This is a genomic window from Acrocarpospora pleiomorpha (assembly GCF_009687885.1).
In the GTDB taxonomy this organism is placed as follows: domain Bacteria; phylum Actinomycetota; class Actinomycetes; order Streptosporangiales; family Streptosporangiaceae; genus Acrocarpospora; species Acrocarpospora pleiomorpha.
Window position 1 is genome coordinate 1 of the sequence record NZ_BLAF01000038.1, and the last position, 22,216, is coordinate 22,216.

10 protein-coding genes and 1 other RNA gene are annotated in these 22,216 nt (G+C 66.7%); 8 read left to right on the forward strand and 3 right to left on the reverse strand.

The window, feature by feature from the left end:
• Positions 1–109: 109 nt before the first annotated feature.
• Both ssrA and Aple_RS29525 read left to right on the forward strand, forming a co-directional pair.
• Positions 110–498, forward strand: a transfer-messenger RNA (tmRNA) gene (gene ssrA / locus Aple_RS29520).
• A gap of 942 nt (positions 499–1,440) precedes the next feature.
• Positions 1,441–2,907: a DUF1996 domain-containing protein gene (locus Aple_RS29525; RefSeq protein WP_155347981.1), complete on the forward strand. Its 1,467-nt coding sequence runs from the start codon at positions 1,441–1,443 to the stop codon at positions 2,905–2,907.
• A gap of 109 nt (positions 2,908–3,016) precedes the next feature.
• Here the strand turns inward: Aple_RS29525 and Aple_RS29530 are convergent, their stop codons facing one another.
• Positions 3,017–3,757 (reverse strand): coiled-coil domain-containing protein, encoded by a 741-nt coding sequence (locus Aple_RS29530; protein ID WP_155347982.1) that lies wholly within the window; start codon positions 3,755–3,757, stop codon positions 3,017–3,019.
• A gap of 516 nt (positions 3,758–4,273) precedes the next feature.
• Between Aple_RS29530 and Aple_RS29535 the strand changes: the two genes are divergently transcribed.
• Together Aple_RS29535 and Aple_RS29540 are read left to right on the forward strand one after the other, a co-directional pair.
• Positions 4,274–4,441: a hypothetical protein gene (locus tag Aple_RS29535; protein ID WP_155347983.1), complete on the forward strand. Its 168-nt coding sequence runs from the start codon at positions 4,274–4,276 to the stop codon at positions 4,439–4,441.
• Complete coding sequence (locus Aple_RS29540) at positions 4,438–5,481, forward strand: aKG-HExxH-type peptide beta-hydroxylase (RefSeq protein ID WP_155347984.1); 1,044 nt, start codon at positions 4,438–4,440, stop codon at positions 5,479–5,481. The genes Aple_RS29535 and Aple_RS29540 overlap by 4 nt, the downstream gene beginning before the upstream one ends.
• Here Aple_RS29540 and fxsT read toward each other — a convergent pair.
• Complete coding sequence (fxsT, locus tag Aple_RS29545; RefSeq protein WP_155347985.1) at positions 5,450–7,993, reverse strand: FxSxx-COOH system tetratricopeptide repeat protein; 2,544 nt, start codon at positions 7,991–7,993, stop codon at positions 5,450–5,452. The genes Aple_RS29540 and fxsT overlap by 32 nt on opposite strands.
• A gap of 428 nt (positions 7,994–8,421) precedes the next feature.
• Here fxsT and Aple_RS29550 point away from each other — a divergent pair, with 428 nt between their 5' ends.
• The 3 genes from Aple_RS29550 (at position 8,422) to Aple_RS55695 (ending at position 18,751) form a co-directional block, all read left to right on the forward strand.
• Complete coding sequence (locus tag Aple_RS29550) at positions 8,422–9,153, forward strand: SIR2 family NAD-dependent protein deacylase (RefSeq protein WP_246264870.1); 732 nt, start codon at positions 8,422–8,424, stop codon at positions 9,151–9,153.
• The gene (locus tag Aple_RS29555) at positions 9,150–11,024 is read left to right on the forward strand and encodes a tetratricopeptide repeat protein (RefSeq protein ID WP_155347987.1); all 1,875 of its coding nucleotides are present in this window, start codon (positions 9,150–9,152) and stop codon (positions 11,022–11,024) included. Before Aple_RS29550 ends, Aple_RS29555 begins: the two co-directional genes overlap by 4 nt.
• Before the next feature lie 272 nt (positions 11,025–11,296).
• On the forward strand, positions 11,297–18,751 hold the full coding sequence (locus Aple_RS55695) for an RHS repeat-associated core domain-containing protein (protein WP_281361625.1): 7,455 nt from the start codon (positions 11,297–11,299) through the stop codon (positions 18,749–18,751).
• Positions 18,752–19,555: 804 nt separating this feature from the next.
• Here the strand turns inward: Aple_RS55695 and Aple_RS29565 are convergent.
• The gene (locus tag Aple_RS29565) at positions 19,556–20,395 is read right to left on the reverse strand and encodes an aldo/keto reductase (protein WP_246264867.1); all 840 of its coding nucleotides are present in this window, start codon (positions 20,393–20,395) and stop codon (positions 19,556–19,558) included.
• A gap of 231 nt (positions 20,396–20,626) precedes the next feature.
• On the opposite strand from Aple_RS29565, the gene Aple_RS29570 reads away from it, so the two are divergent.
• Positions 20,627–22,213 carry a S8 family serine peptidase gene (locus Aple_RS29570; protein WP_155347989.1) on the forward strand — a complete coding sequence of 529 codons (1,587 nt, stop codon included), beginning with the start codon at positions 20,627–20,629 and terminating at the stop codon, positions 22,211–22,213.
• Positions 22,214–22,216 lie beyond the last annotated feature (3 nt).

A 22,216-nucleotide genomic window follows, 5' to 3' on the forward strand; every position in this document is an offset into this window, starting at 1 on the left:
AGGAGGGCTCGCGCGCCGCTGGAATACCGGTTCGCGTGACGGCGTTGACGGCTGTAAGGTTGCGTTACTCGTCTCCGCTTCGGCGGGGCCGAGGTTGACAATTCCACAGGGGGGTGACCGGTTTCGACTTCGACATTTCAAGGCAGGGGAAGCGGGCCGAGGACGGCGGACATAACCTCGTTAACACTGTGACCGCAAACCAATAAGTGCCGATAACACGAGCACTCCGGCTAGCCAGCGTACGCTGGCTCTCGCTGCCTAAGCAGCCGAGCTAAGCCGTGTCAGCCCGGGACCGCCTCCGGCCCGGGACCTGGCATCGCTAGGAGGCTAAACCTCTTGACCCGGTCGCGGGGCCAATAGGGAAACCAAACAGCGACTGAGCCCGTCGGCGACTCGCCTGTGAGATCGCCGGGGCTGAGAAACTCACAACAGGCTGCGCCCGGAGAAGCCCTGGCTCGGTGCCGAAGGACGCGGGTTCGATTCCCGCCACCTCCACGAATGGGACGACCCTGGTCGGAAGCTGGCGCTTCCTCCCCAGGGTCGTTTCGGTTTCCACACGGGGGGACGACCCCCCGAGCCCCCCGGTGTGAGGGGCCACGCCCCCCACGCCCCCCGAGCTATCGCGGTTGCCGTGTTCGAGTAAGCGAGTAGCAACTCCACGAACGATTGGCTCTGGGTGGTTGGAAGCGTGGTTTCTTTCCCCTGAAAGGGGACCTTAATGCTCTCTGCAGGATTTCGGGGTTGACGCCGAATCGCACCTTGGCTTCCAGCAGTAGGCGGTGTTGTTCGAGCAGGGGTCGCTCGTAGCTTTGCTTTAGTGAGTGCTGCCACCGGCCATGCTGCTTGAAGAAGCTGAGGAAGTCGGGAACGGAGTTGTATGGCGCCCACAACTGCCTGGCGTAGGTGATGAGCTGCTTTATTCGGGGACTTATGGGTGGCGCCGAGCAGCCGTTCGATGGGGAGGAGCCCGGCCGCCCGCCGCTCGCAGATCGGGCACCCGCGGATGTGCCGGGCGAGCGCTTCCGCCACAGGGGGGCTCGGCAACCCGTCCCAGTTCCAGGTCAGCGTGCGCCGTTCGGGGCAGCCGGAGTCGCCCTTCAGGGCGCGGACGATCACCCGCGCCGTCTGCACCTGTTTCTTCGTGCGTTGGACCCGCACTGCGGTGTGCCGCCCGGATAGGTGGAGGGGCGCCAGCGGGGGTGGCGCGGCCGAGCTCGTCGGTCTCCTCCAGTCGCCCTAGGGCGAGCAGCGCGTGGTTGTCCTTGTCCGGCCGCCGGGTGGCGGCGGGCCGGGAGCAGGATGGGCGAACAGAATCTTTTCGGCTTCTCTGAAGTTTTTGTTATCCGCTGGTGACCTGGGGGTCTCCTATGTGGCGGTGCTTGTGGGCGCCGCTGAACGTCCCCTCCATGGCTCCTCAACAGGACAAGGACTTCATTCACCATGAGCACAACCGCCTCGCGCGGCATCCGAGTCGGACGCGTGTCCGCCGTAGGTCAGGTCCGTCGGCTGGCGCTGGCCGGTGTTCTCGCTGGTCTCCTGGGTACCTCCGTGGTGAGCGTCACCTTCCCGGCCGTCGCGGCCGAGGTGCCCCTCTCGCAAGGCCGTACTGCCATTGCCTCCTCGGCGGAGCGCGGTGACCTGTCGCCTGCGGCCGCTTTCGACGGCAAGGCCGGCACCCGTTGGTCCAGCAAGTTCAGCGATCCGCAGTGGCTCGCGGTCGACCTTGGCAAGTCCACCGCCATTAAGAAGATCGTCATCAACTGGGAGAGGGCCTACGCCACGGCGTTCCAGATCCAGACCGCCGCTGGCACTAGCGGCCCCTGGACGACGGTGTACACCACCGCGGCGGGCAAGGGTGGCGTCCAGACCATCAATTTGTCGGTTACTGGCCGGTTCGTGCGGCTGTATGCGACCAAGCGGTCCAGCCAGTACGGCGTCTCGCTGTGGGAGTTCCAGGTCTTCGGCACCGGCTCGGGTACTTCGAACCCGACCCCCACCCCCACGCCGACCAAGCCGACCCAGCCGACGCCCAGCGCCACCCCGACCACTGGCGCGCCCACCGCCGGCTGGGTGCCGGTGAACCAAGCTGAATGGAAGAAGGCCCTGGACGCGTACAACAAGGTCGCACCCGAACCGGTTCCTGCGGGAATCGTGCGAGTCCCTGAGTTCCACACCAACTGCACAGTGGCCAACCAGGCCAAGGACGACCCGGTCGTGCTGCCCGGCCTGCCTGGCGCCTCCCACCTGCACACCTTCTTCGGCCCGAAGGTGACCGCGGCCACCACGACGGCAGACCTGCTCGCGAGTTCCACGACCTGCGACGCGCCTGGGGACAACAGCGCCTACTGGGCGCCGACCCTGCTGCGTGACGGTAAGCCGGTCCCGATGAAGAACTTCCGCGTGTACTACGGCTCCCGGCTCAAGGACCCATCGGAGGTCGTGCCGTTCCCGCCGGGTCTGCGCGTGGTGCAGGGCGATGCGAAGCGGCAGGTGGCGACGCCGAAGGGTGCCAGCGGCCAATTCTGGTGCGCCGGCAGCGCGGAGATCGGACGCAGCGCCGACGGTAACTGGCCCGTCTGCGCGCAAGGCGGCAACCTGATCTACCAACTGTCGTTCCAGGACTGCTGGGACGGCAAGCACATCGATTCGCCTGACCACAAGTCGCACATGGGGCCGGCCAAGGACGGCCGGTGCTCCGGCGCCTATCCGGTCGCGGTCCCCAACATCTCGCTCATGCTCGGCTACGACTCCCTCGGCGGTGACGGCCTGTCGCTGTCGTCGGGCATGGCGTCCTCGATCCACGGGGACTTCATGAACGCATGGAAGCCGGAGAAGCTCGGCGCGCTCGTGAAGGTCTGCATCAACGCCAAGGCCAAGTGCGGCATCACGCCAGGCTGGGGCCGCTGATCCCCGTCGCTGCCTCCGCATGACCTGCCGTGCCGGTGATCCCGCGTTTCGCGGGGTTACCGGCACGGTACGCATGGCCGTGACAAATCAACGGCTGCGCCGCCGTTCGTCAGGTGGGGTTGGAGCGGACGAGGCGGAGGAATGCCTTCAGTCCGGTGATCAGTTCCTGGTTGTCGCTGAGGCCGTCGACGGTTTCGTCGAAGCGGCGCGTCATCTGGGTGATGCGGCGGTTCAGGTCGTGGTCGCCGGTTTCCGTGGCGACCTGGAGGGCGGCCAGTTCCGCGCGGAGCTGGTTGATCTTCTCGTCGAGGTCGCGGACCGACTCGTCGAGTTTGGTGCGCGCCTCGGTGAGGTCGGTGACCTGGGTGCGGAGCGTGGCGACGTCCTGGCGGGGGTAGTGCAGTTCCTCCATCAGGCTGGTGACACGGTCCCGTAGGTGGGACAGGTACGACCCGGCGGGGCGGAAAGCCGTGGCGAGCAGGTAGAAGCCCGCGAAGTAGTAGCCGACCTGGGCGCCGGAGAAAAAGGTGATCACCGCGATGACGGCCGCGGAGACGATGTGCCCGGCAATGGCGAACCGGAACATCCGGCGGGCGATCTCGCGTGCCTCGTTCTCGCGCGCCTGAGGGACCTCGATGCCCCGCTCTCGGGACAGGTGGGCCTCGTGGATCACGCTCCGGGCGGAGAAGTAGAGGTTCCACGGAACGGTCAACAGGACGAGCAGCCAGATCAGGCTGATTGCGCCGACCAGAACGGCCAGCAAAGTGCTGGGAGCGACTCCGGTATGGAAGGTCAGCCAAGCGGCAAAGGTCGCGAAAGCCAGCGATACAAGGAAAATCCACCATTTCATGGGATAAATGATCTTCTAGCAGTCCTGTGCGTGACACCGCTGTTGTACTCATCTTCACCTGAGGACATTGTTCGCGAGCCCTGGGGGAAGATGCCTTCGAACCCCTCGTCTCATCTGTTGATCGTCCAGGACTCGGTTCATAAGGGCTCCTCGAGCTTGACCGGCGAAGGGTCTCGGTGCCGCGAGCGAGCCGGCTCACGACGCAACGGGCCGAGCTCGGGCGATTCCCTCCGCGCCTGTTGAGACGGACTCCCCGATTAACTTCGAGGTGCCCCTTAGGCTGGCTTGCTTCTGCCGGTCTGATCTTCGGGCGGTGCGAGCGTGACGGGTGGGGGAAATCACGGCAAATATGAGCTCTATGGACGATTTCGTAGGGCGATGACACCATCAGGGCATACGTTGATGCGCCCAGTTGCCCGTTGTGCCTATTCTCGGGCGCGGTTGGAATGGGCGCAGTGCTTTACGGGGTGGACTGCGACCGCGAGAAGGGGATACCACATGGCCGCAGGGGGTTCCATGGGCGAATCCAAGCTCGTCGATCTTAGCCGGATGCCGTTTTCCCAGGTGGTTGAGGTAGCGGATGAAGTGCTGCGTGAGTCGCTGGCGCGGCATTTGGCGACCGGACCGGCGGGGCATCGATGGAACAAGTCGGACTGTCCCGAACCCGGTTATGACGATCAATGACCGACGGCTTGGTTCGGCACTCGCTGTCGGCCGCCGAATTGGCGATTATCGGCTCGGGTGTTCTGCCGGGTCCGCTCATCGCCAGCCTCAAAAGGGTGATCGCGAGTAGAAATATCGCCATCCTCGAAGTAATTCGTCGTTTGTCCGGCCCGGCCAGTCCGACCGGTCGCATGATCGGCGCATTGTGGCAGGAGCTGGAACGGCGTGCCGATCGAGGTCTGGCGGTGCTGGTGTCTCCGCAGGTGGGCGCATGGGCGGAGGACACGCTCCGGGCCGAGGGCCGAGGCGATCCCGAGGTGCTGGTGGCGGCGCTCAGTCGGCGGGCATCCGGTGGGTTCAGGCTGGACACGGGGGAGCCGTTACGCAGCCATTTCGGCTTCGACATCGCCGAGACGATGACGAGTGCGCGGTGGGCGGCGCTGTGCCGCGAGGCTCTCCAATTGCTCGCCGCCCGGCACGGCCGCACGGCCATGTCAGTCACCGAGCTCATCACCACCATCGTGCCGGTCAACTCGCCCGCTCCAGCGTTCAGCGGCACTTCGGGCGCGGCCTTCGGCGCGGTGGCACTGTCGCCGCCGATCGGTTCCGCCCAGCTGGCGGCCGCCTTTAGCCATGAACTCCAGCACCACATCCTGGCCGCGACCCAGGAGATCGTCGCGCTCACCGAACCGGATCATCCAGCCCGGTTCGCCGTGCCTTGGCGCGACGACCCGAGGAACGCAGCCGCGACCCTGCAGGGGGTCTACGCGCATGCCGCGATCTGCGAGTTCCATCGGACCGAATGGCGGGACGGGCCCACCGCCGACACGAACGCCAACGTGGCGGCCTACGCCCTGTGGCGGCAGGCCACCGCACAGGTGCTCACCATGCTCCTGGACTCCGGCGCGCTCACCCCCGCCGGGCGAGCGCTGGCGGAGGCCGTCGGGGGGAGGATCTTCCCGCTGCTCGCGGAGGCCGTGCCCGGCTGGGCCCGGGAGCGTGCGGAGATGGAACTGGCGAGCCGCGTCCTCAGTTCATCATCGGTTCGATATCGAGGTTGATCCGCCCTTGCTGGAGGGCCAGGCGTGCCTCCGGATGTTCGGTGAACCGCGCGTCGCGGTAGGCCTGGAGCACGAATTCGCGGAGTTCCGCCGCTCCTTGCGGGTCGCCGTCGGCCAGCCGGTCGACCGAGAGGTTGGCGCCTGACGCCAGCGTGCAGGGATGCCGTTCGCCCCGAACCCGCCCGCTCCCGTGGTAGGCGGCTTCCCCCAGCTCGCGGGCGCGCCGGACCTCGCCGATGCCCGCCAGATCGCTGGCCAGGTTGAGCATGACTATGAGCGTGCTGGGATGCTCGTCCCCGAAATGCTCCTGGAATCCGGCGAGGGCCTGCTCGTTCAGCTCCCGTGCGCCACGCAGGTTGCCGCGGGCACGCAACACGATGGCGAGGTTGGCCCTGGCGGCGAAGGTGTTGGGGTGCCGGTCCCCGGCGGCCTTGACCCACCCGGCGACCGTCTGCTCGCCGAGTTCCTCCGCGCCGGCCAGATTGTCGGTGAGCCGCCGGTCGTTGATCACGTTTGTGGCCACCAGGAGCGTCATGCGGTGCTCCGAACCGGCCGATGCCGTCTGTTTCTCCAGCGCCTCCTCCGCCTGCGCGGCGGCTTGCTGGAAGAAGCCAGATCGGCGCAGGGAGACGGCCAGGTCGAGTGCGGTGAATACGCGCAGCGCGTCCCAGGGAGCGCCGAGTTGCACCAGGAGCGCGTCCACCTCGCGAATCATGTCGAGCGCGTCATCGTACTGGCCCATTCTGCGCAGGTCGCGGGCCACGGCGAAGCGTGAGGTGAGGGTCTGGTCCTCGTTGGGCCCGAGCGTGCCCTCCCGGATCCGCAGGGCCTCCAGATCGTGTTCCATGGCTTCCGCGAACCGGCCGAGGCAGCGCATGCTGATCGCGATGTTGTTGCGCACCCGGATGGTGGACTCGTGCTCTGGCCGGAACACCCGCTCGAAGCGGGGCAGCAGGGCCAGGTCATTGTCCAGGGCTTCCTGGTAACGACCCAGGACGCAGAGGTCGACGCCGTGGCTGAGCGCGCACAGCAGGTAGATCTGGTCGTCCTCGCCGAAGGCCTTGAGACGTTGAAAAGTGTCGGAGTTGAGGTGGTACGCCCGTTCCCACTGACCGGTAAGGCGGATCGCGATGCCCACTTCGATGGCGAGTGCCAGGGTTTGCCGGTCGTCCGGCCCGAACTGCCCCTTCCAGGTCTCCAGGGCGCGCTCGCCGAGCGTCAGGCTCTCGGAGAAGCCGCCGCGCCGGTGCAGGCGCCGTACCTGGTTGATGATGAGCTGCCTGACCTCGGAGTCGGGGCAGTCGAGCGCGCCCGCGGACACCAGGTGCGCGCGTGAGCGCTCGTACAGCGGGTCGCTGTCGTCCCGGCCGGGAGCGCCCGGGTCCGAGGCGGCGAGCAGCGCGTGCACGGCGTGTGCCAGGGTCTGCGCCAGCTCGGGTTGTTCCCGCTGCAACCGCCCTCGGGTGACCGCCTGCACCACGCGGTGCATCTGCACCACGTTGAGCACGCCGTCGATCTTCACCAGCGAGAAACGCGCCAGCTGGCGGACGGCCGTGCGGAACTCGGTGATGTTCCTGATCGCGCGTCCCAGGTCCAGCGAGAGCTCGCGGAGGCGGGACGGCTGGAAGAGGAGCTCCTCGGCCACCGGCTCCGGCGCGAAGAAGGACAGCAGCTGGAAGAGGTCGTCCGCCTCTGCGGAGATGGCTTGCCGGGAGACGCCCCAGGTGGCGGCGACCGCGAGTGGATACGGGATGTCCACCTCGCTGGCCAGCAGCTCGTGGGCGTTCTCGCGGAGCCGGGAGAGGTATTCGGTGGGCGAGGTGCCGGTCTCGATCATGTAAGCGGCGGCGTGTTCCGCGGCGAGCGGGAGATGGCCCAGCTCGTTGGCGAGCTCCGTGGCCACCGCCGCGTTCTGGCTGAACGCGGGCACCCGCTTGACCAGGAACTCCAGCGTCTCCTCAGGAGAGAATTCCCCCACCTCGATGCCGGCCACGCCCAGCGTCTTGCGCCAGTGCGAGTCCCGCGACGTGATGATCACGTGGCCGCGCCCGCGCGGGATGTAGTCCGAGATCATTCCCGCGTTGTTGGCGTTGTCGAAGATCAGAAGCCAGTGCTGGTACGGCTTGCCGTTCTCCAGAGCCTCGATCACCAGACGTGCGGACGAGTCGCGTTCCTCCGCTCGGAACCCGGGCAGCCCCATCCGCCGGCCGAGCGCGATCAGCGCGTTCACCACGGCCATCTCTTGCTCGGCCCGGATCCACCAGACGAGTTCGTAGTCGGTCCGATAACGATGCGCGTACTCCGCGGCGATCTCGGTCTTGCCCACCCCGCCAAGGCCGAACAGCGCTTGCGGGGGCTGGTCGATCACCGCCGCGCTTTCCCGGAACAGGCCGCTACGGAGCCGCTCCATCTCCGCGACACGTCCGGTGAAATGATGATTACGGAATGGAATCTCCTTGCTCCATGCCGTGAAGTGGGCTTTCGCCCCATCGTCGGACGTAGCGTGCGTCACGCGAACCGCCTTGTTTATTCAGACTGTCTGATATGTCCGGCAATCGGCTTTTTGGGCGCATTGAACGACTCGCCGCGCCAAGCTTCAATAGTATCCGCGGACACGTTCTCTCTGGCCAGGCACGGCATCGGAGCGAGATGGTTCACTTTAGCGCTGTTGACGCAACCCCCAATATGCCGATATCTACGACTATCATTCGGGATAATGGGGCGGGCGGGACGGTGCGGGGCGTGGGCCATACAAGATCCCTGGGCGGACGTAGCGAAAGGGATTGGCGTAATTTGGTCGACTCCGTAGCCGACAAAGTGTGCGTCCCTTTTCTCGGCGCGGGAGTGAGCCAAGGCCTTCCCACCGGTACGGCACTGGCCAAGCACTGGGCGGAACGTATCCGGTATCCGTACCCGGACGTGCATAATCTGGCCGGGGTGATGCAGTACGCGGTGGTGATGGAGTTTCAGCATGACGCGAACCGTCTCAAGCGTGAGCTGGCCAGGACCGTTTTCGCGCAGGCCGCGCTGACCACGGATCAGCTGGATATCCACCACCTGCTGGCCCGTTGTGACCTGCCGCTTTATCTGACCACCAATTATGACGGGTTCATGGTGGAAGCGCTTCGGCGTAAAGGGAAAAGCCCATCCTGGAACGTGAGTCCGTGGTACTCCTCCGGGGTGGACGATGACGACGAACGCCGGCCGCCGCTTCCCGAGGGCGAACCCACGAGTCAGCAGCCTTTGGTTTTCCACATCCATGGCCGCTACACCATCCCGCATTCGATGGTGCTGACCGAAGACGACTACATCGACTTCCATGTCAAGCATGTCCGCGACGGCATGCGCAAAGGGCTGACCCCCGCCGACGACCGTTCCTCGATCATTCCGTCGTACGTGCGGGCGCGACTGCGGCGGGCTCCCTTGCTTTTCGTCGGCTACAGCCTGCGGGACAGCACATTCTGGACGCTGTTCAAGTCGCTCATGCTCGGCCTGCACGACGGCCAGCGCAGCACCCATGTGTGCCTGCAACTGGATCCGGCGATCCGGCGGAAAGCCAGCGTCCGCGACTATCTGGAGCGGCGGCTGGGGCGCCAGCAGATCCAGATCTTCTGGATGCCGCTGGAGCAATTCACCACCAAACTCGAAGAGCGGCTCGCGGAGGAGAGATGAACGGTTCACCGTACGTCGGTCCCCGGCCGTTCCTCCGGTCGGAAGCCCGGCTCTTTTTCGGGCGCGAGGCGGAGGCGCGCAGCGTGCAGTTCGACTGGCTGGCCGATCGGGTGACCGTTCTGCACGGCTCCGCGGCGGTGGGGAAGACGTCGCTGCTCAATGCCGGTGTGCTGCCGCCGATGGAGCAGGAACTCCAGGTGGTCGCCCTGCCGCCCAGCCGGGTCTCGCTGCCGGCCCGCCCGCTGGCGGCGCCGCCGCACAACGGCTACGTCTACACCGTGCTGAGCGACTGGGCGGGTGGCATGCTGCCCCGGCCCGGCAGCACGGTGTCGGAGTTCCTCGCCGACCGGGCGGACGGCCTGGGACCAGCCGGCCGGCTACTCGGGGCGATCGACCAGTTCGAGGAGGTTTTCGCCGCCTTTCCCACCAGGCTGGCCGAGCGCACCGGCCTACTGAGCCAGCTGGCCGACGCGCTCCGCGCGATTCCCGCGCTCAACCTGCTGCTGCTGGTCCGAGACGATCACCTGGCCTCGGTGACGGCCTGCGAGAGCCTGTTCCGGATGCCCTTCACCTACCGGCGACTGGACGCGCTCGACGAACCGGCGGCGACCGAAGCCATTCAGGGCCCGACCAGGGGCACATCCCACGAATGGGCGCCGGACACCGTACGCGAGATCATCGGTCGGCTGCGCGCCAGCACCTACACCGACCTGCTCGGCAACACCGCCACCATCACCACTCCGCTGGTCGAGCCGTTGCACCTACAGATCGTCTGTTCCGAACTCTGGGACGACCCCGACCAGGCCACCACGCTCGACGTGCGCCACGCGATCGCACGCTTCTACGAGCGGGCCGTGCGCGCTGCCGCGCTGGAGACCGGCCTCTCAGAGGACAGCGTACGACGGTGGATCGAGTCCGCCTTCATCACCGAGTACGGCACCCGCGGCACCAAACTCCGCGGCCTGGCCAGCACCGCGGACATGCCGAACGCCCTTGCCGACGCGCTGGCCGAACGGCACGTGCTGACGGCACGCTCCCGCCTGCGGAGCACCTGGTACCAGCTCAGCCAGGACCTGATGATCGACGCGGTCCGCCAGTCCAACGCCGCCTGGTTCGCGGTCCCACACCCCGCCGAGCCCGACGAGATCCGACCGGCGGATTTCGCCGACGCGGCCGAGAGCGCCTTCGGCGCGGGCGACTTCCCCGGGGCACGGCGGCTGGCGTCCGTCGCGGCGTCCCGGTTCGCGGCCGATGGCGACACCCGCAGGCAGGCCCAGGCGATGGCGCTGCACGGCGAGATCGCCTTGATCGAAGGTGACCTGCGGACCGCCGGAGAGAGCTTCCGTGAGGCGCTCAACGGCTTCGAGTCCCTGGCCGATCAGGTGTCCACCGCGAAATCGATGTCCGCCCTGGCGAGCGTACTGGCCAGCAGCGGAGATCATCAGGCTGCGGCCGACCTGTACCGGCAGGCAGTAGAGCGCAACCGCGCAGACGCCGAGGCCCTCATCGGCTACGCCCAAGCCTTGTGGAACCTGGGTTCCCCCGCCGACGCCGAAGCCTTCTTCACCCAGGCCCTGACCACCGGCCGCTCCACCGCCCGAGCCCTAGCCGGCCGCGGCCAGGTCAGGGTAGACCTACGGCTCTACGACCGAGCACTCCTCGATCTAGATCAGGCACTCGGCCACCCCCTCGAATCCGAGGACGAGGCCGACGTGCATTCGGCCCGCGCCGTGGCCCTGACCGAACTGGGCCACCCCGACGAGGCCCGAACCGCCATCGAACAGGCCCAGCGACTCGCCCCAGACAGTCCGCGCGTCCGCGAAAGGGCAGCCCGAACCCGCCGACCCCGGGCCGGTGGCGGCTCTGCGTGATCTGGTGCCGCCGCCTTCGCGTGTCACCGCTGGTTTCCTGCACCTTGTTGTTCAGGCGCAGATGGTGCAAATCACCACAAATCAAGGCTTGTTGATCGATCACCCCCGGGTTACTTTCTGAATGGCACCTGTGAGATCAACTGACCGGGGTGGTCAGGCGGGTCTCGCGATCTGTTGACCCGCTCTAACCCGGGGGATGACTCATGGGTCGATTTGGCGTGCGCGCTGTCCGGTTTCACAGCCGATTGGCTTTAATCACCGCGTTGACCATCGTGCCCGCGCTGGTCCAATTGGCCCCCGCCGCCGTCAGCCCGGCGGTGGCAGCGCCGAAGGCCGTCCCCACTCCGGTGCAGCTGGACGGTTCGGCGGCGGGTCTGCCTCATCTGGTCGACCCGTCGGTCACCCGGACAGCGGTCAAGGTCGATGGACCCCGTGCGGACATCAAGCGTCCGAATAGCGCTTTGCCGGTAGAAGGGCGTTTCGATCCAGCGCCGGTCGCGGTGCGGGTTGATCCGTCGAAGTGGGAGACGGCGGCTCCGGGTGGGGAGTTCGGGGCGCCACCGCTGGCTCCCTCGCGAGGTGTGACGATGGTCGCCCCGGTCTGGGTGGATGGTGCTCCCGCTGACAAGGCCCTGGTCGGGAGCACCACGCCGACACTGATCGCGTTCGCGACGAGTACCGCGGGCGGGGTCGACTATCAGTTCCTGGTCTGCGACAAACCGCCCGCGCAGGCGACCTGGTGTGGGCAGTCGTCCGTCCTGACCAACGGCGTCTGGAAGGTCCCGGCGGGCAATCTGGCCTGGGACAAGGAGTACTTCTGGCAGGTCACGCTGATCGACCGGGTTTCCACCCAGACGGCGCTGTCGCCGGTCCGGTCCTTCACGACAGGCGTACGGGAGCCCCTCGTCACCTCCAACCTGGCCAACCGCATGACCGAAGGCCAGGAATTCCACCAGCTCGTGGGGAACTACACCACCGCGTTCACCGACGCCACCGTGGCGACCGTGGGGCCGGCGTTGTCGCTGACGCGCTCCTACAACAGCCTCGATCCCCGCTCCGATGGCATGTTCGGCGCCGGGTGGAGCTCCCGCTGGGACATGAAGGTCGTCTCCGAGAACGGCGGCAACACCCTTCTGGTGACCTATCCGGACGGCCGGCAGTTCCGGTTCGCGTCCAAGGGCGGGGGAGCGTACGAGGCTCCGCCCGGCATGCACGCCGCGCTGGCGACCGTCGCCGGTGGAGGCTGGAAGCTGATGGACAAGACGTCCACCACCTACTCCTTCGACTCGACCGGCAAGCTCACCAAGGTCGCCGACGCACGTGGGCGCGCTCAGGATCTCACCTACAGCGGTGGCAAGCTGTCGACTGTCACCGGGGTGGGCGGGCGGAAGCTGACCTTCACCTGGACCGGCAACCATGTCACCTCCGTGGCCACCGATCCGGTGTCCGGGTCGCCGCTGACCTGGAATTACACCTACACCGGCGACAACCTGACACAGGTTTGCGCGCCTGTCGTCGCGCCGAACTGCACGGCGTACACCTATGACAGCGGTTCGCAGTACCGAACGCGGGTGCTGGACTCAGACCCGGTCGGGTACTGGCGGCTGGGCGAGGCGTCGGGGACCTCAGCGGCCGACCTGGGTTCTGGAGGAACCTCGGCCACCTACACGAGTGTGACGCTCGGCCAGGCGGGCGCGCTCGGCGGCAGCACCGACACCGCGATCTCGACCACCACCGGTTCGGTACGGCTCCCGCAGAACACCATCGCCCGATTGTCCACCCAACTCTCGATCGAGGCGTGGTTCAAGACCACCCAGAACGGCATCGTGGTCTCGGCGGCCAGCGCGGCCACCAGCAACGTTCCCCGGCAGCCGGTCATCTACGTCGGCAACGACGGGAAGTTGCGCGCCCAGTTCCTGGAGCGCCCGGAGACCGGCGGCCCGTCGCCGATCATCCCGATCACCTCCTCCGGCACCGTGAACAACGGCGCCTGGCATCACGCGGTGCTGATCGTGAACGACAGCGTGGAGACCCTCTACCTGGACGGCGTCTCCGTCGGCTCTGGCGTCGGTGTCGGCAAACTCGACCCATGGCCTGCGTTCGCCTCGGCCGGAAACGGGATCATGGGTTCGTGGGCGAGCTTCTGGCCGTCCGCGCCGACATCGTCGACGGCCACGTTCCCGTTCAAGGGCCAGCTGGACGAGGTCGCCGTTTTCGACCGTCCGCTCACCGCGCAGGAGGTTCAGCGCCACTTCGCGGCAGGTCAGGCGCAGCCGAACAAGCTGAGCAAGATCACGTTACCGTCCGGGCGGGTCTGGGCCACCAACGTGTACGACACGGCCACCGACCGCCTCAAGACGCACACCGACGCCGACGGCGGGGTCTGGCAGATCGGCGTTCCCACATACGACAAGGTCACGGGCCTGTCCACGGTCGCCGTGACCGACCCCGCCAGCGGCACCCTGAAGTATGTGCACGACGCCTGGCGCAACTACCGCCTGGTCAGCGAGACCGACCAGCTCAACAAGATCACCAGCTACAGCTACGACACGGGCGGCTTCGTCACCAAGAAGATCGACCGCAACGGCAACCCGACCGAGTGGTTCAACGACGCGCGCGGCAACGTGATCGGCGTCAAGTACTGCCGGGCGGCCGGGAACTGCCAGACCGAACACCGTACTTACCATCTCACCGCCGGAAACGAGTTCGACCCCCGCAACGACCGCCTCACCGTGGTGCGCGACGCCCGCTCGGCCAGCGCGACGGACAACACCTACGCCACCACCGTCGGCTACACGGCTCAGGGTGAGCTGGCGTCGGTCACCGCTCCGGCGACGGCCGACTTCCCCAGCGGCCGGGCGTTCAGCCAGACCTTCACCGACGGCACCGAGGTCGCGATCGGCGGCGGCACCATGCCCGCCGGGCTGGTCGAGGTGGCCAAGGATCCCAAGCTCAATGAGACAACCTACGCCTACAATTCCTCGGGCGATCTCGCCGAGCTGACCGAGTCCTCCGGTCTGGTGACCCGGTTCACCTATGACCCCCTTGGCCGGGTTCTCTCCCGGACGGTGGTCTCCGACGCGTATCCGGCGGGGGTGACCACAACGTTCGCCTACGACGGCAGAAGCGCGCTCACCCGGCAGACCGGCCCCGGCCTCCTCAACGAACTCTCGTCCGTTTCGCACACGGCTGAGGCCCGGCTGACCTACGACGCCGACGGAAACCGGGCGACCTTCACGCTGGCCGACACCACCGGCGGCGACCCGGATCGCACCACGTCATACACCTACGACACGCACGGACGGCTGGAGACGATCACCGGACCGGAGTCTGCGGTGGCGCACTACGCGCACAACACGCGCGGCGCCCTGGCCTCCTACACCGACCCCGCCGGCGCACTCACGACCTATGGCTACACCAGCCGCGCCGAACTGGCGACGATCACGCTGAAAGCCTGGACCGGGAACCCGAACGCGCCGACCCCGCCGGTCGACGTCGTCACCGCCTCCTACGCCTACGACCCGGGCGGCCGCCTGGCCACCTACACCGACGTGATGGGACGCAAGACCACCTACACCTACTTCACCGACGGCCTGCTGTCCCAGAAGATCGCCACCCAGGCCCGGCTCAACGGCTCCACCACTCCCCGCGACGTCGTCCTGGAGGACAACCTCTACGACGCCGCCACCCACCTCACCCGGCAGACCATCGGCGGCGGCAAGACCCGCACCGACTACGTGATCGACGCCGCCGGACGGCTCGTCTCCAGCACGCTCGACCCGGCCGGACTCGCCAGGAAGACCACCTACGGCTACGACGCCAACACCAACATCACCACCGCCACCCGCACCGCGACCGGAACCGCTCGCACCGAGAGCCTGTCCTTCGAGTACGACGCCGCCGACCAGCCAACCAAGTCGACAGTCGAGAACGGCGCCACCGACCTGGTCACCACGTGGACCTATGACGATCGCGGCCTGGTCGAGGAGGTCACCCCGCCGCGCGGCAACGAAGTCGGCGCCACCCGCCTGGACCACACCACCCTGTTCCGCTACGACCCCGCCGGTCAGCTGGTGGAAGTGGAGACACCGCCCGTGGCCGTAGAGCGCGACGGAAACGCGCCGGTCACCGAACGCCCCTCCACCCGGTTCGGGTACAACTCGGGCGGCTGGCGCACCCACGTCAGCGGGCCGGAAGGCCGCACGTCCACAGCGGTGTATGACAAGGTCGGCCGCCTCACATCGATCACCGGAACCCCGTACACGCCGCCCGGTGGCACCGCGCTCACACCGTCCATCTCCTACGGATACGACACCGCGGGCCGCCAGACCACCGTGACCGACCCGCGCGGCCAGGTCACCAACAAGGTCTACGACGCGCTCGGCCGTCTGGTACGGATCACCGACCCGCCCGCCACCACCGGCGCCACCCGCGGCAACTGGGACTACACCTACACCCTCAACGGCGAGACCGCCTCGGCCACCGACCCCACCGGCGCCCGCCGCGAGGCCACCTACGACGACCTCGGCCGAACCATCACCTCCACAATCATCGAGCGCAAGCCGTCCAACCTCGTCCTGACCCGCAATCTCACCTACGACGACGCCGGAAACCTGCTCACCACCCAACGCCCCGCCGGTGACACCACGACCAGGACCGTCAACCCGGCGGGCGAACTCACCGAACTGATCGAGCCGTCGACCGACAAGACGCTGTTCGCCTACGACCTTGCCGGACGCGAGACGAAGATCACCGACCCGCTCGGCAACGCCACTGCGGTCGACTACGACCTGGCCGGACGCCCCACTGCGATCAAGGATCTCGATGCGGCCAGCCAGGTTCTGCGGACCCGCTCGATGACCTTCGACGCCGACGGCAACGTGACCGCGAGCACCGACGCGGAAGGGCACACCACCACCCGGGCCTTCGACCCGGCAGGCAGGCTGACCCAGCTGGTCGAGCCGATCGAGACGGCCGACTCGATCACCACGAGCTTCGGCTACGACGCGGCCGGGGCCCGCACCCGCTACACCGACGGGCGCGGCAACCTCACCCTCACCACCTACAACACGCTCGGATTACGTGAATCCCTGATCGAACCGTCCACCACCCAGCATCCCGCGCTGACGGACCGGACCTGGACCACCTCCTACGACGCGGCCGGAAACCCTGTAAAGCTGGTCGAACCCGGTGGAGTGCAACTCGATCGGACCTTCGACAACCTAGGACGCCTCACCGCCGAGAACGGCACCGGCGCCGAAGCGGCTGACGTGAGCCGCGCCTACAGCTACGACCTGGCCGGACGCGCCACCGGCGCAGGAAACCTCGCGTTCACGTTCAACGACCGAGGCCGCCTGCTTACCACCACGGCAGGCGGCGTCGGCCAGGCCAGCTTCGGCTATGACGCCAACGGCCGCCTCAACCTGCGCACCGACGCAGCCGGGACCGCCAACTTCACCTGGGACGGCGACGACCGACTCGCCACCGCCAAGGATCCCCTCACCAACCTGACCATCACCTACGGTTACGACAAGGCCGACCGGCTCACCTCGGCCACGCACGGCGCCGGCGGGCCAGTCCGCACCTACACCTGGGACGCGCTCAACCGTCTCGCCACCGACACCCTGAAGACCAGCGGTGGAGCCACGCTTGCCGCCATCGGGTACGGCTATGACGACGAAGACCGTCTCACCTCCAAGACCACCACCGGCACCGCCGGTTCCGGCACCAACGAATACGCCTACGACCAGGCGGGACGCCTCAGTTCGTGGACGGCTCCCGGTGGCGCGGTCACCGTCTACGACTGGGACAAGTCCGGCAACCGCACCGGAGCGGGGGCCGAGACCTTCACCTACGACCAGCGCAACCGGCTGACCAGCGGCGGCGGCACCTCCTACACCTACGCCCCGCGCGGCACCATCGCCACCGCCACCACGGGCGCCACCACCAAGACCTACACCTTCGACGCCTTCGACCGGATGACCGCCGACGGCGACGCCGCCTACGGCTACGACGCCCTGGACCGACTGGCCAGCCGCACCCGGCTCGGCGTCACCACCCGGTTCCGCTACTCCGCCACCGGCAACGACCTGGCCGCGGTCACCGACGCGGTGGGCACGGTGATCGAGAGCTACGGCCGTGGCGCGTTCGGGAACGCGCTGTCCGCCAAGACCGGCGCTGCCGCCGCCCGCCTCCTGATGGCCGACCGACACGGCGACATCATCGCGAGCTTTAGCACGAGTGGGCTGATTGGCTCCTCCGCGTTCGACCCGTTCGGTACGGTCCTTACTACCTCCGGCTCCCAGCCCCAGCTCGGTTACCAGGGCGAATGGACCGACGCAGACACCGGCGCCACCAACATGCACGCCCGCTGGTACCAGCCCGGCCTGGGCGGCTTCCTCAGCCGCGACACCTGGAACCTCCCCCCGATCCCGTCCGGCACGGCTAACCGCTACGCCTACGCCAACGGCGACCCGCTCAATCAGATCGATCCGTCAGGCCACCGCCCCGAGCCGCCCGGCCCCCGTGCAGAGCCTCAGAGCCCGAGCGACCGTTGCCTGGTCTCTCCTAAGGTCCCGCTCACCCTGAGCGAGGCCAAGGCCGCCGCCTCCAAGAAGACCGCCTCCAAGAAGATCCCGAGCCCCAGCGACCCTTGCGAAATCAAGGACCCCTCAACCATCGGCGGTGGCGGCAACGGAAACACCGGCAATAATTCCGCCGAGCCCACACAGAGAAGCGCCCCAGCGGGCGGCGGGAAAGGCGGCGGCAACGGCGGCGGGAACGGCAACAAGGGTGGCGGGAAAGGCGGCGGCAACGGAGGGAACTCCGGTAAGCCCCCCGCTATCCGCGAGTCCGACAAGCAGACCCACATTCCCCCGCCGGACCCCTACCAGCACGGCGTCTGCACCATCATGCCGCAGGACCAGTGCGGCGCGGCCGTCAACGTGGATATCGACAAAGGCGGCAATGACCGAGCGCCCGTCATCGACGTTCCCGACGACATCCGACCCGAATGCGTCTGGAGCACCGATCCCGGCACATTCGCCTGCACCACCAACCCCGAACCCCTCGGCCCGATCGAGGAGATCCTTCCCCCGGCCCCACGAGACCAAGGTGAATGGTGTCTCGGCTGTCCTGGCACCCTCCCCGAAATCCCGGAAGACTTGCCGCCGTACGTCATCGGCGGCGGAGAATTCGGGGGATTCGGCCCAGGCATCCTGTTCCCCCCGGGCATTGGTGGTCCCGGGGGCTTTTCCAACGGTGACTGCCCTCTTGTCCTCTTGTATGGCTGCGATGGCACCCGAACCCACTACGACACCGACAACGATGGAGTACCTGATTCCGCTGACGCCGATGACGACGGCGACGGAGTGCTCGATGCTGCCGACGACGATGTGGCCAATTACACAGAGGAAGATGTGGACAATGTCGAAGAGCATCTCAACAGACCGGAGCTGCATCATTCTGACGCAAACGATAGTATGATCGACAGAATTCGTGATGCAATACGAGAGGGTCGCCCCCTGACGGAAGGCGAGAAAAACTTCATGAAGCACGAATTGACCGAACGTGAACTAATGGATGGCGGCATGTCGTATGATGATGCACATGAAGAGGCAATGAAGGCCCACCCGCTCTTCAAGAACTACGACCCCGAAGTGATCGATCAACATCATGAGCTATTCAACAATCGCTGGAGGGGTGCATGGGATCTTCCTCCGAGATAACAATAGAAACTAATGGGTATCGAGTTAAACTCGACTCTGAACGCGCCTCGGCCAAATTCGATATGATTGGAATACTAAGCCAGACGCAGGTAACAAGTCGTGAGCTTTGCTCCGCAATCAGACCCGTTCGAATCATTGTAGAATTGTTCTTGTTCACTGGGGGAAGGTTGCCGTACGCGCTAGTCGGTGGCTTGTTCACGCCAGGCGAGGGTGAAAATCTTGACATTAGAGTCCATCTCTCGGCCGATGTCGTTTGCGATCTGGAAAATCCCATCAAACGTGCCGGATTGGCTAGGGAATTCGCAGAACCCCTTATGGTGGGGCTGCTGGAAGAGCTCCCTGTTGACGATCTACCCGCGGGGGAACTAGTGGTCGATCGAGGCGTATATGACGAGCTCGAGTCTTCAGCCATGTCCTTCCGAATGGCGGGCCGCTTGCTGCGTTCGACTACGGCGGCTCTGCTACATAATCGCGACATAGAATCGGCCGTCCGGTACGCCATCGCACGGTAACCAGAGCCCGGATTGCGGGCTCTTCACACCCGAACAGATAGTGTGTTCACCCTGCTACGTTCCGCGATGATCCTTCCGTCGCACACCCTCGTCTGGTCTGACGTTTGACCAGGTCACAGATGCCTCTCATCGCTGTGCGTAGCCGATACCTACCGAAGTCGAGTAACCGGTTGACTACGGAATCTGCTCAGGTGCGGAGAGCCGGATTGCGGCGGCTTGAACTAGATCTCGCTGGCCTCTGGTTCGTACGGTGTGGGTCCGATCCGGGTAGCTGCCAAGGCAGCCTATGGGCTCAGTGGCCGAACTTGTCGGAGTCCACGGCGGTTGACTCGCCGTGGTCGAGGGCGGTGATGGCGGCGGTTTGTTGGGGGGTGAGGGTGAAGTCGAAGATGTTGATGTTTTCGTGGATTCGTTGGGGGTTGGAGGACTTTGGGATTGTGACGAGGCCGAGTTCGATGTTCCAGCGCAGGATGACTTGGGCTGGGGTGCGGCCGATTTCTTTGGCGATGTCGATGATGACCGGCTGGTTCAGGACGGCGGCGCCCTGGCCGCCCAGGGGGGACCATGACTCGGTCACGATGCCGTGTTTGTGGTGGTAGGCGCGGGACTGGTCGCGGGTGACGGCGGGGCTGAGTTGGATCTGGTTGACGTCGGGGACTACGCCGGTTTCGGTGATGATCCGGTCCAGGTGGGCGGGCTTGAAGTTGGAGGTGCCGATGGCTTTGAGGCGTCCGGCGTCCAGCAGGTCGGCCAGGCCCTGGAAGGCTTGGACGTAGCGGTCCAGCTGTGGGTTGGGCCAGTGGATGAGTAGCAGGTCGGCGTAGTCCAGGCCGAGGCGGTCCAGGCCGGCTTGGTAGCCCTGGGCGGCCAGGTCGCGGCCGTGCCAGTGGCGGTCGAACTTGGTGGTGATGAACAGCTCCTCGCGGGCGATTCCGGAGGCTCTGATGCCGCGGCCGACGCCGAGCTCGTTGCCGTACGCCTCGGCGGTGTCGATCAGGCGGTAGCCGGCCTCGATCGCGGTGGCGACGGCGCGTTCGGTTTGGGCGTTGCCCATGGGGGAGGTGCCCAGCCCGAGCTGCGGCATGTCGGCGCCATGGAGCAGGCGGACGGTGGGCGCTGCGGCGATGGTCACGGGATCTCCTGCGGCTGTCTGGCGGGAATGATGCCGACCCGGAATCGAGGGATCCGCACCCTAACCCGGCAATCTACTTCACGCTTTCACCGGCGCGGCTGGCTCTGACCCCGATAAGAGGCTGGAAACCCTGGGTCGGGGACAGGCGGGACTAGGGATATTCCTGGGGTGACGCTTCGCATTGCTCTGCTTACGGTCGAAAGTGGACCTGGCGGTGGAGGAGGGGTAGCGGTGCTGGAGGAGAATCCTGCGGAGAACACGGGGCTTGAGGTGGTGGCGGGGGAGTTCAGGGATGAGGGGGTGCGGTTTGTGGCGCGGCGGCTCATCGTGCAGTTGGCGGAGGGAGCGGGGGAGGATCCGGTCGGGGAGGCGCTGGCGGCGCTGCCGGAGGGGACCACCGTCGTACGGGGACCCAGCGCGACCGGGCGGCTCGTGGTGTTGTTGCCGGAGGCGGACACGGTGCTGGCGAATGTGGGGGTCGCGGAGACGACGTCCGCTATCGAGTATGTGGAACCGGATGTCGTTGATCGGGCGCAGATCGTGCCGAATGATCCGAGGTTCGCGCAGCAGTGGGGGCCGACCGCGGTGGGTGCGGAGGGAGCCTGGGATCTGGAGACGGGCGCGGGCAACGTGCTGATCGGGATCATCGATTCGGGGATCTCGATGAGCGCGGACGTGCTTGACCACGACGATCTCCGAGACGGGGCCAGGATCACGCTCGGGACGGACTTCGTGGACGGGGGGACGCCGCGGGACCTGAACGGGCATGGCACGCATGTGGCGGGGATCGCCGCGGCGGCGGGGAACAACGCGACGGGGATCGCGGGGATGAACTGGGGCTCGCCGGTCTACATCTGCCGGACCCTGGACGCGAGCGGGAACGGCGGGTCGGCGGACTTCGCGGACGCGGTCGAGGAGATCACCGACTACGCGGTGGCGCGCGGACTGAAGGCGGTCATCAACTACTCGGGCGGCGGCCCGGCGAACAACACCAAGCAGCAGGCCTGCCAGTACGCCTCCGACCGCGGCATGCTCGTGATCGCCGCCGCAGGGAACGACAACGGAGGGCCGGTGATCTGGCCGGCCGCGTACTCGACGAGCATTCCGGGCGTGGTCGCCGTCGGGTCGACCGATCCGGGTGACGTGATCTCCAGCTTCTCCAACGTCGGGCCTGAGGTGACGGTCGTCGCGCCGGGGCGGAACATTCTGTCCACGCTGCCGACCTACAGCGTCAGCCCGACGCTGCCGCTCAACTACGGCTCACTGAGCGGCACGTCGATGGCGACGCCGCTGGTGACGGGGCTGGCGGCGCTGATGTGGAGCAGGCATCCGGGCCACACCAACGCCAAGATCAAGCAGTGTTTGCAGGACAGCGCGGTCAAGCTGGGGGCGGCGGCGTTCGACAACAGCTGGGGTCACGGGCGGGTGGCCGCGCGGGTGGCGCTGACCTGCGGTGATCTGATCATTCCGGTCACGAGGATCGGGCCGTGCCGGAGCCGGATCGTGTTGTGCGAGCCGTCCACGCTCACCATCTGCCGTCCGTCGCGGCTGCCGATCCTGTGCCAGACCACGCGGCTCAGCACGGGGTGCGTCAGCGGCCTGCGCTGTCCGTCGGTGGTCGACGGCTGCCAGTCGAGCCTGGGCTGCAGGTCGGAGCTGTGCGACCCGAACATCCCCGTTCGTCCGCCGGTCGATCCGGTCCTGCACGAGATCGTGGGACGGTTGGAGGAACTGGAGCGCCGCGTGGCGGGCGAGTCGTCCGCGAGCCAAGGCGATTGGTTCTACGTGGACGACGACGGCGAAGTCCACGAGGTCTGACCC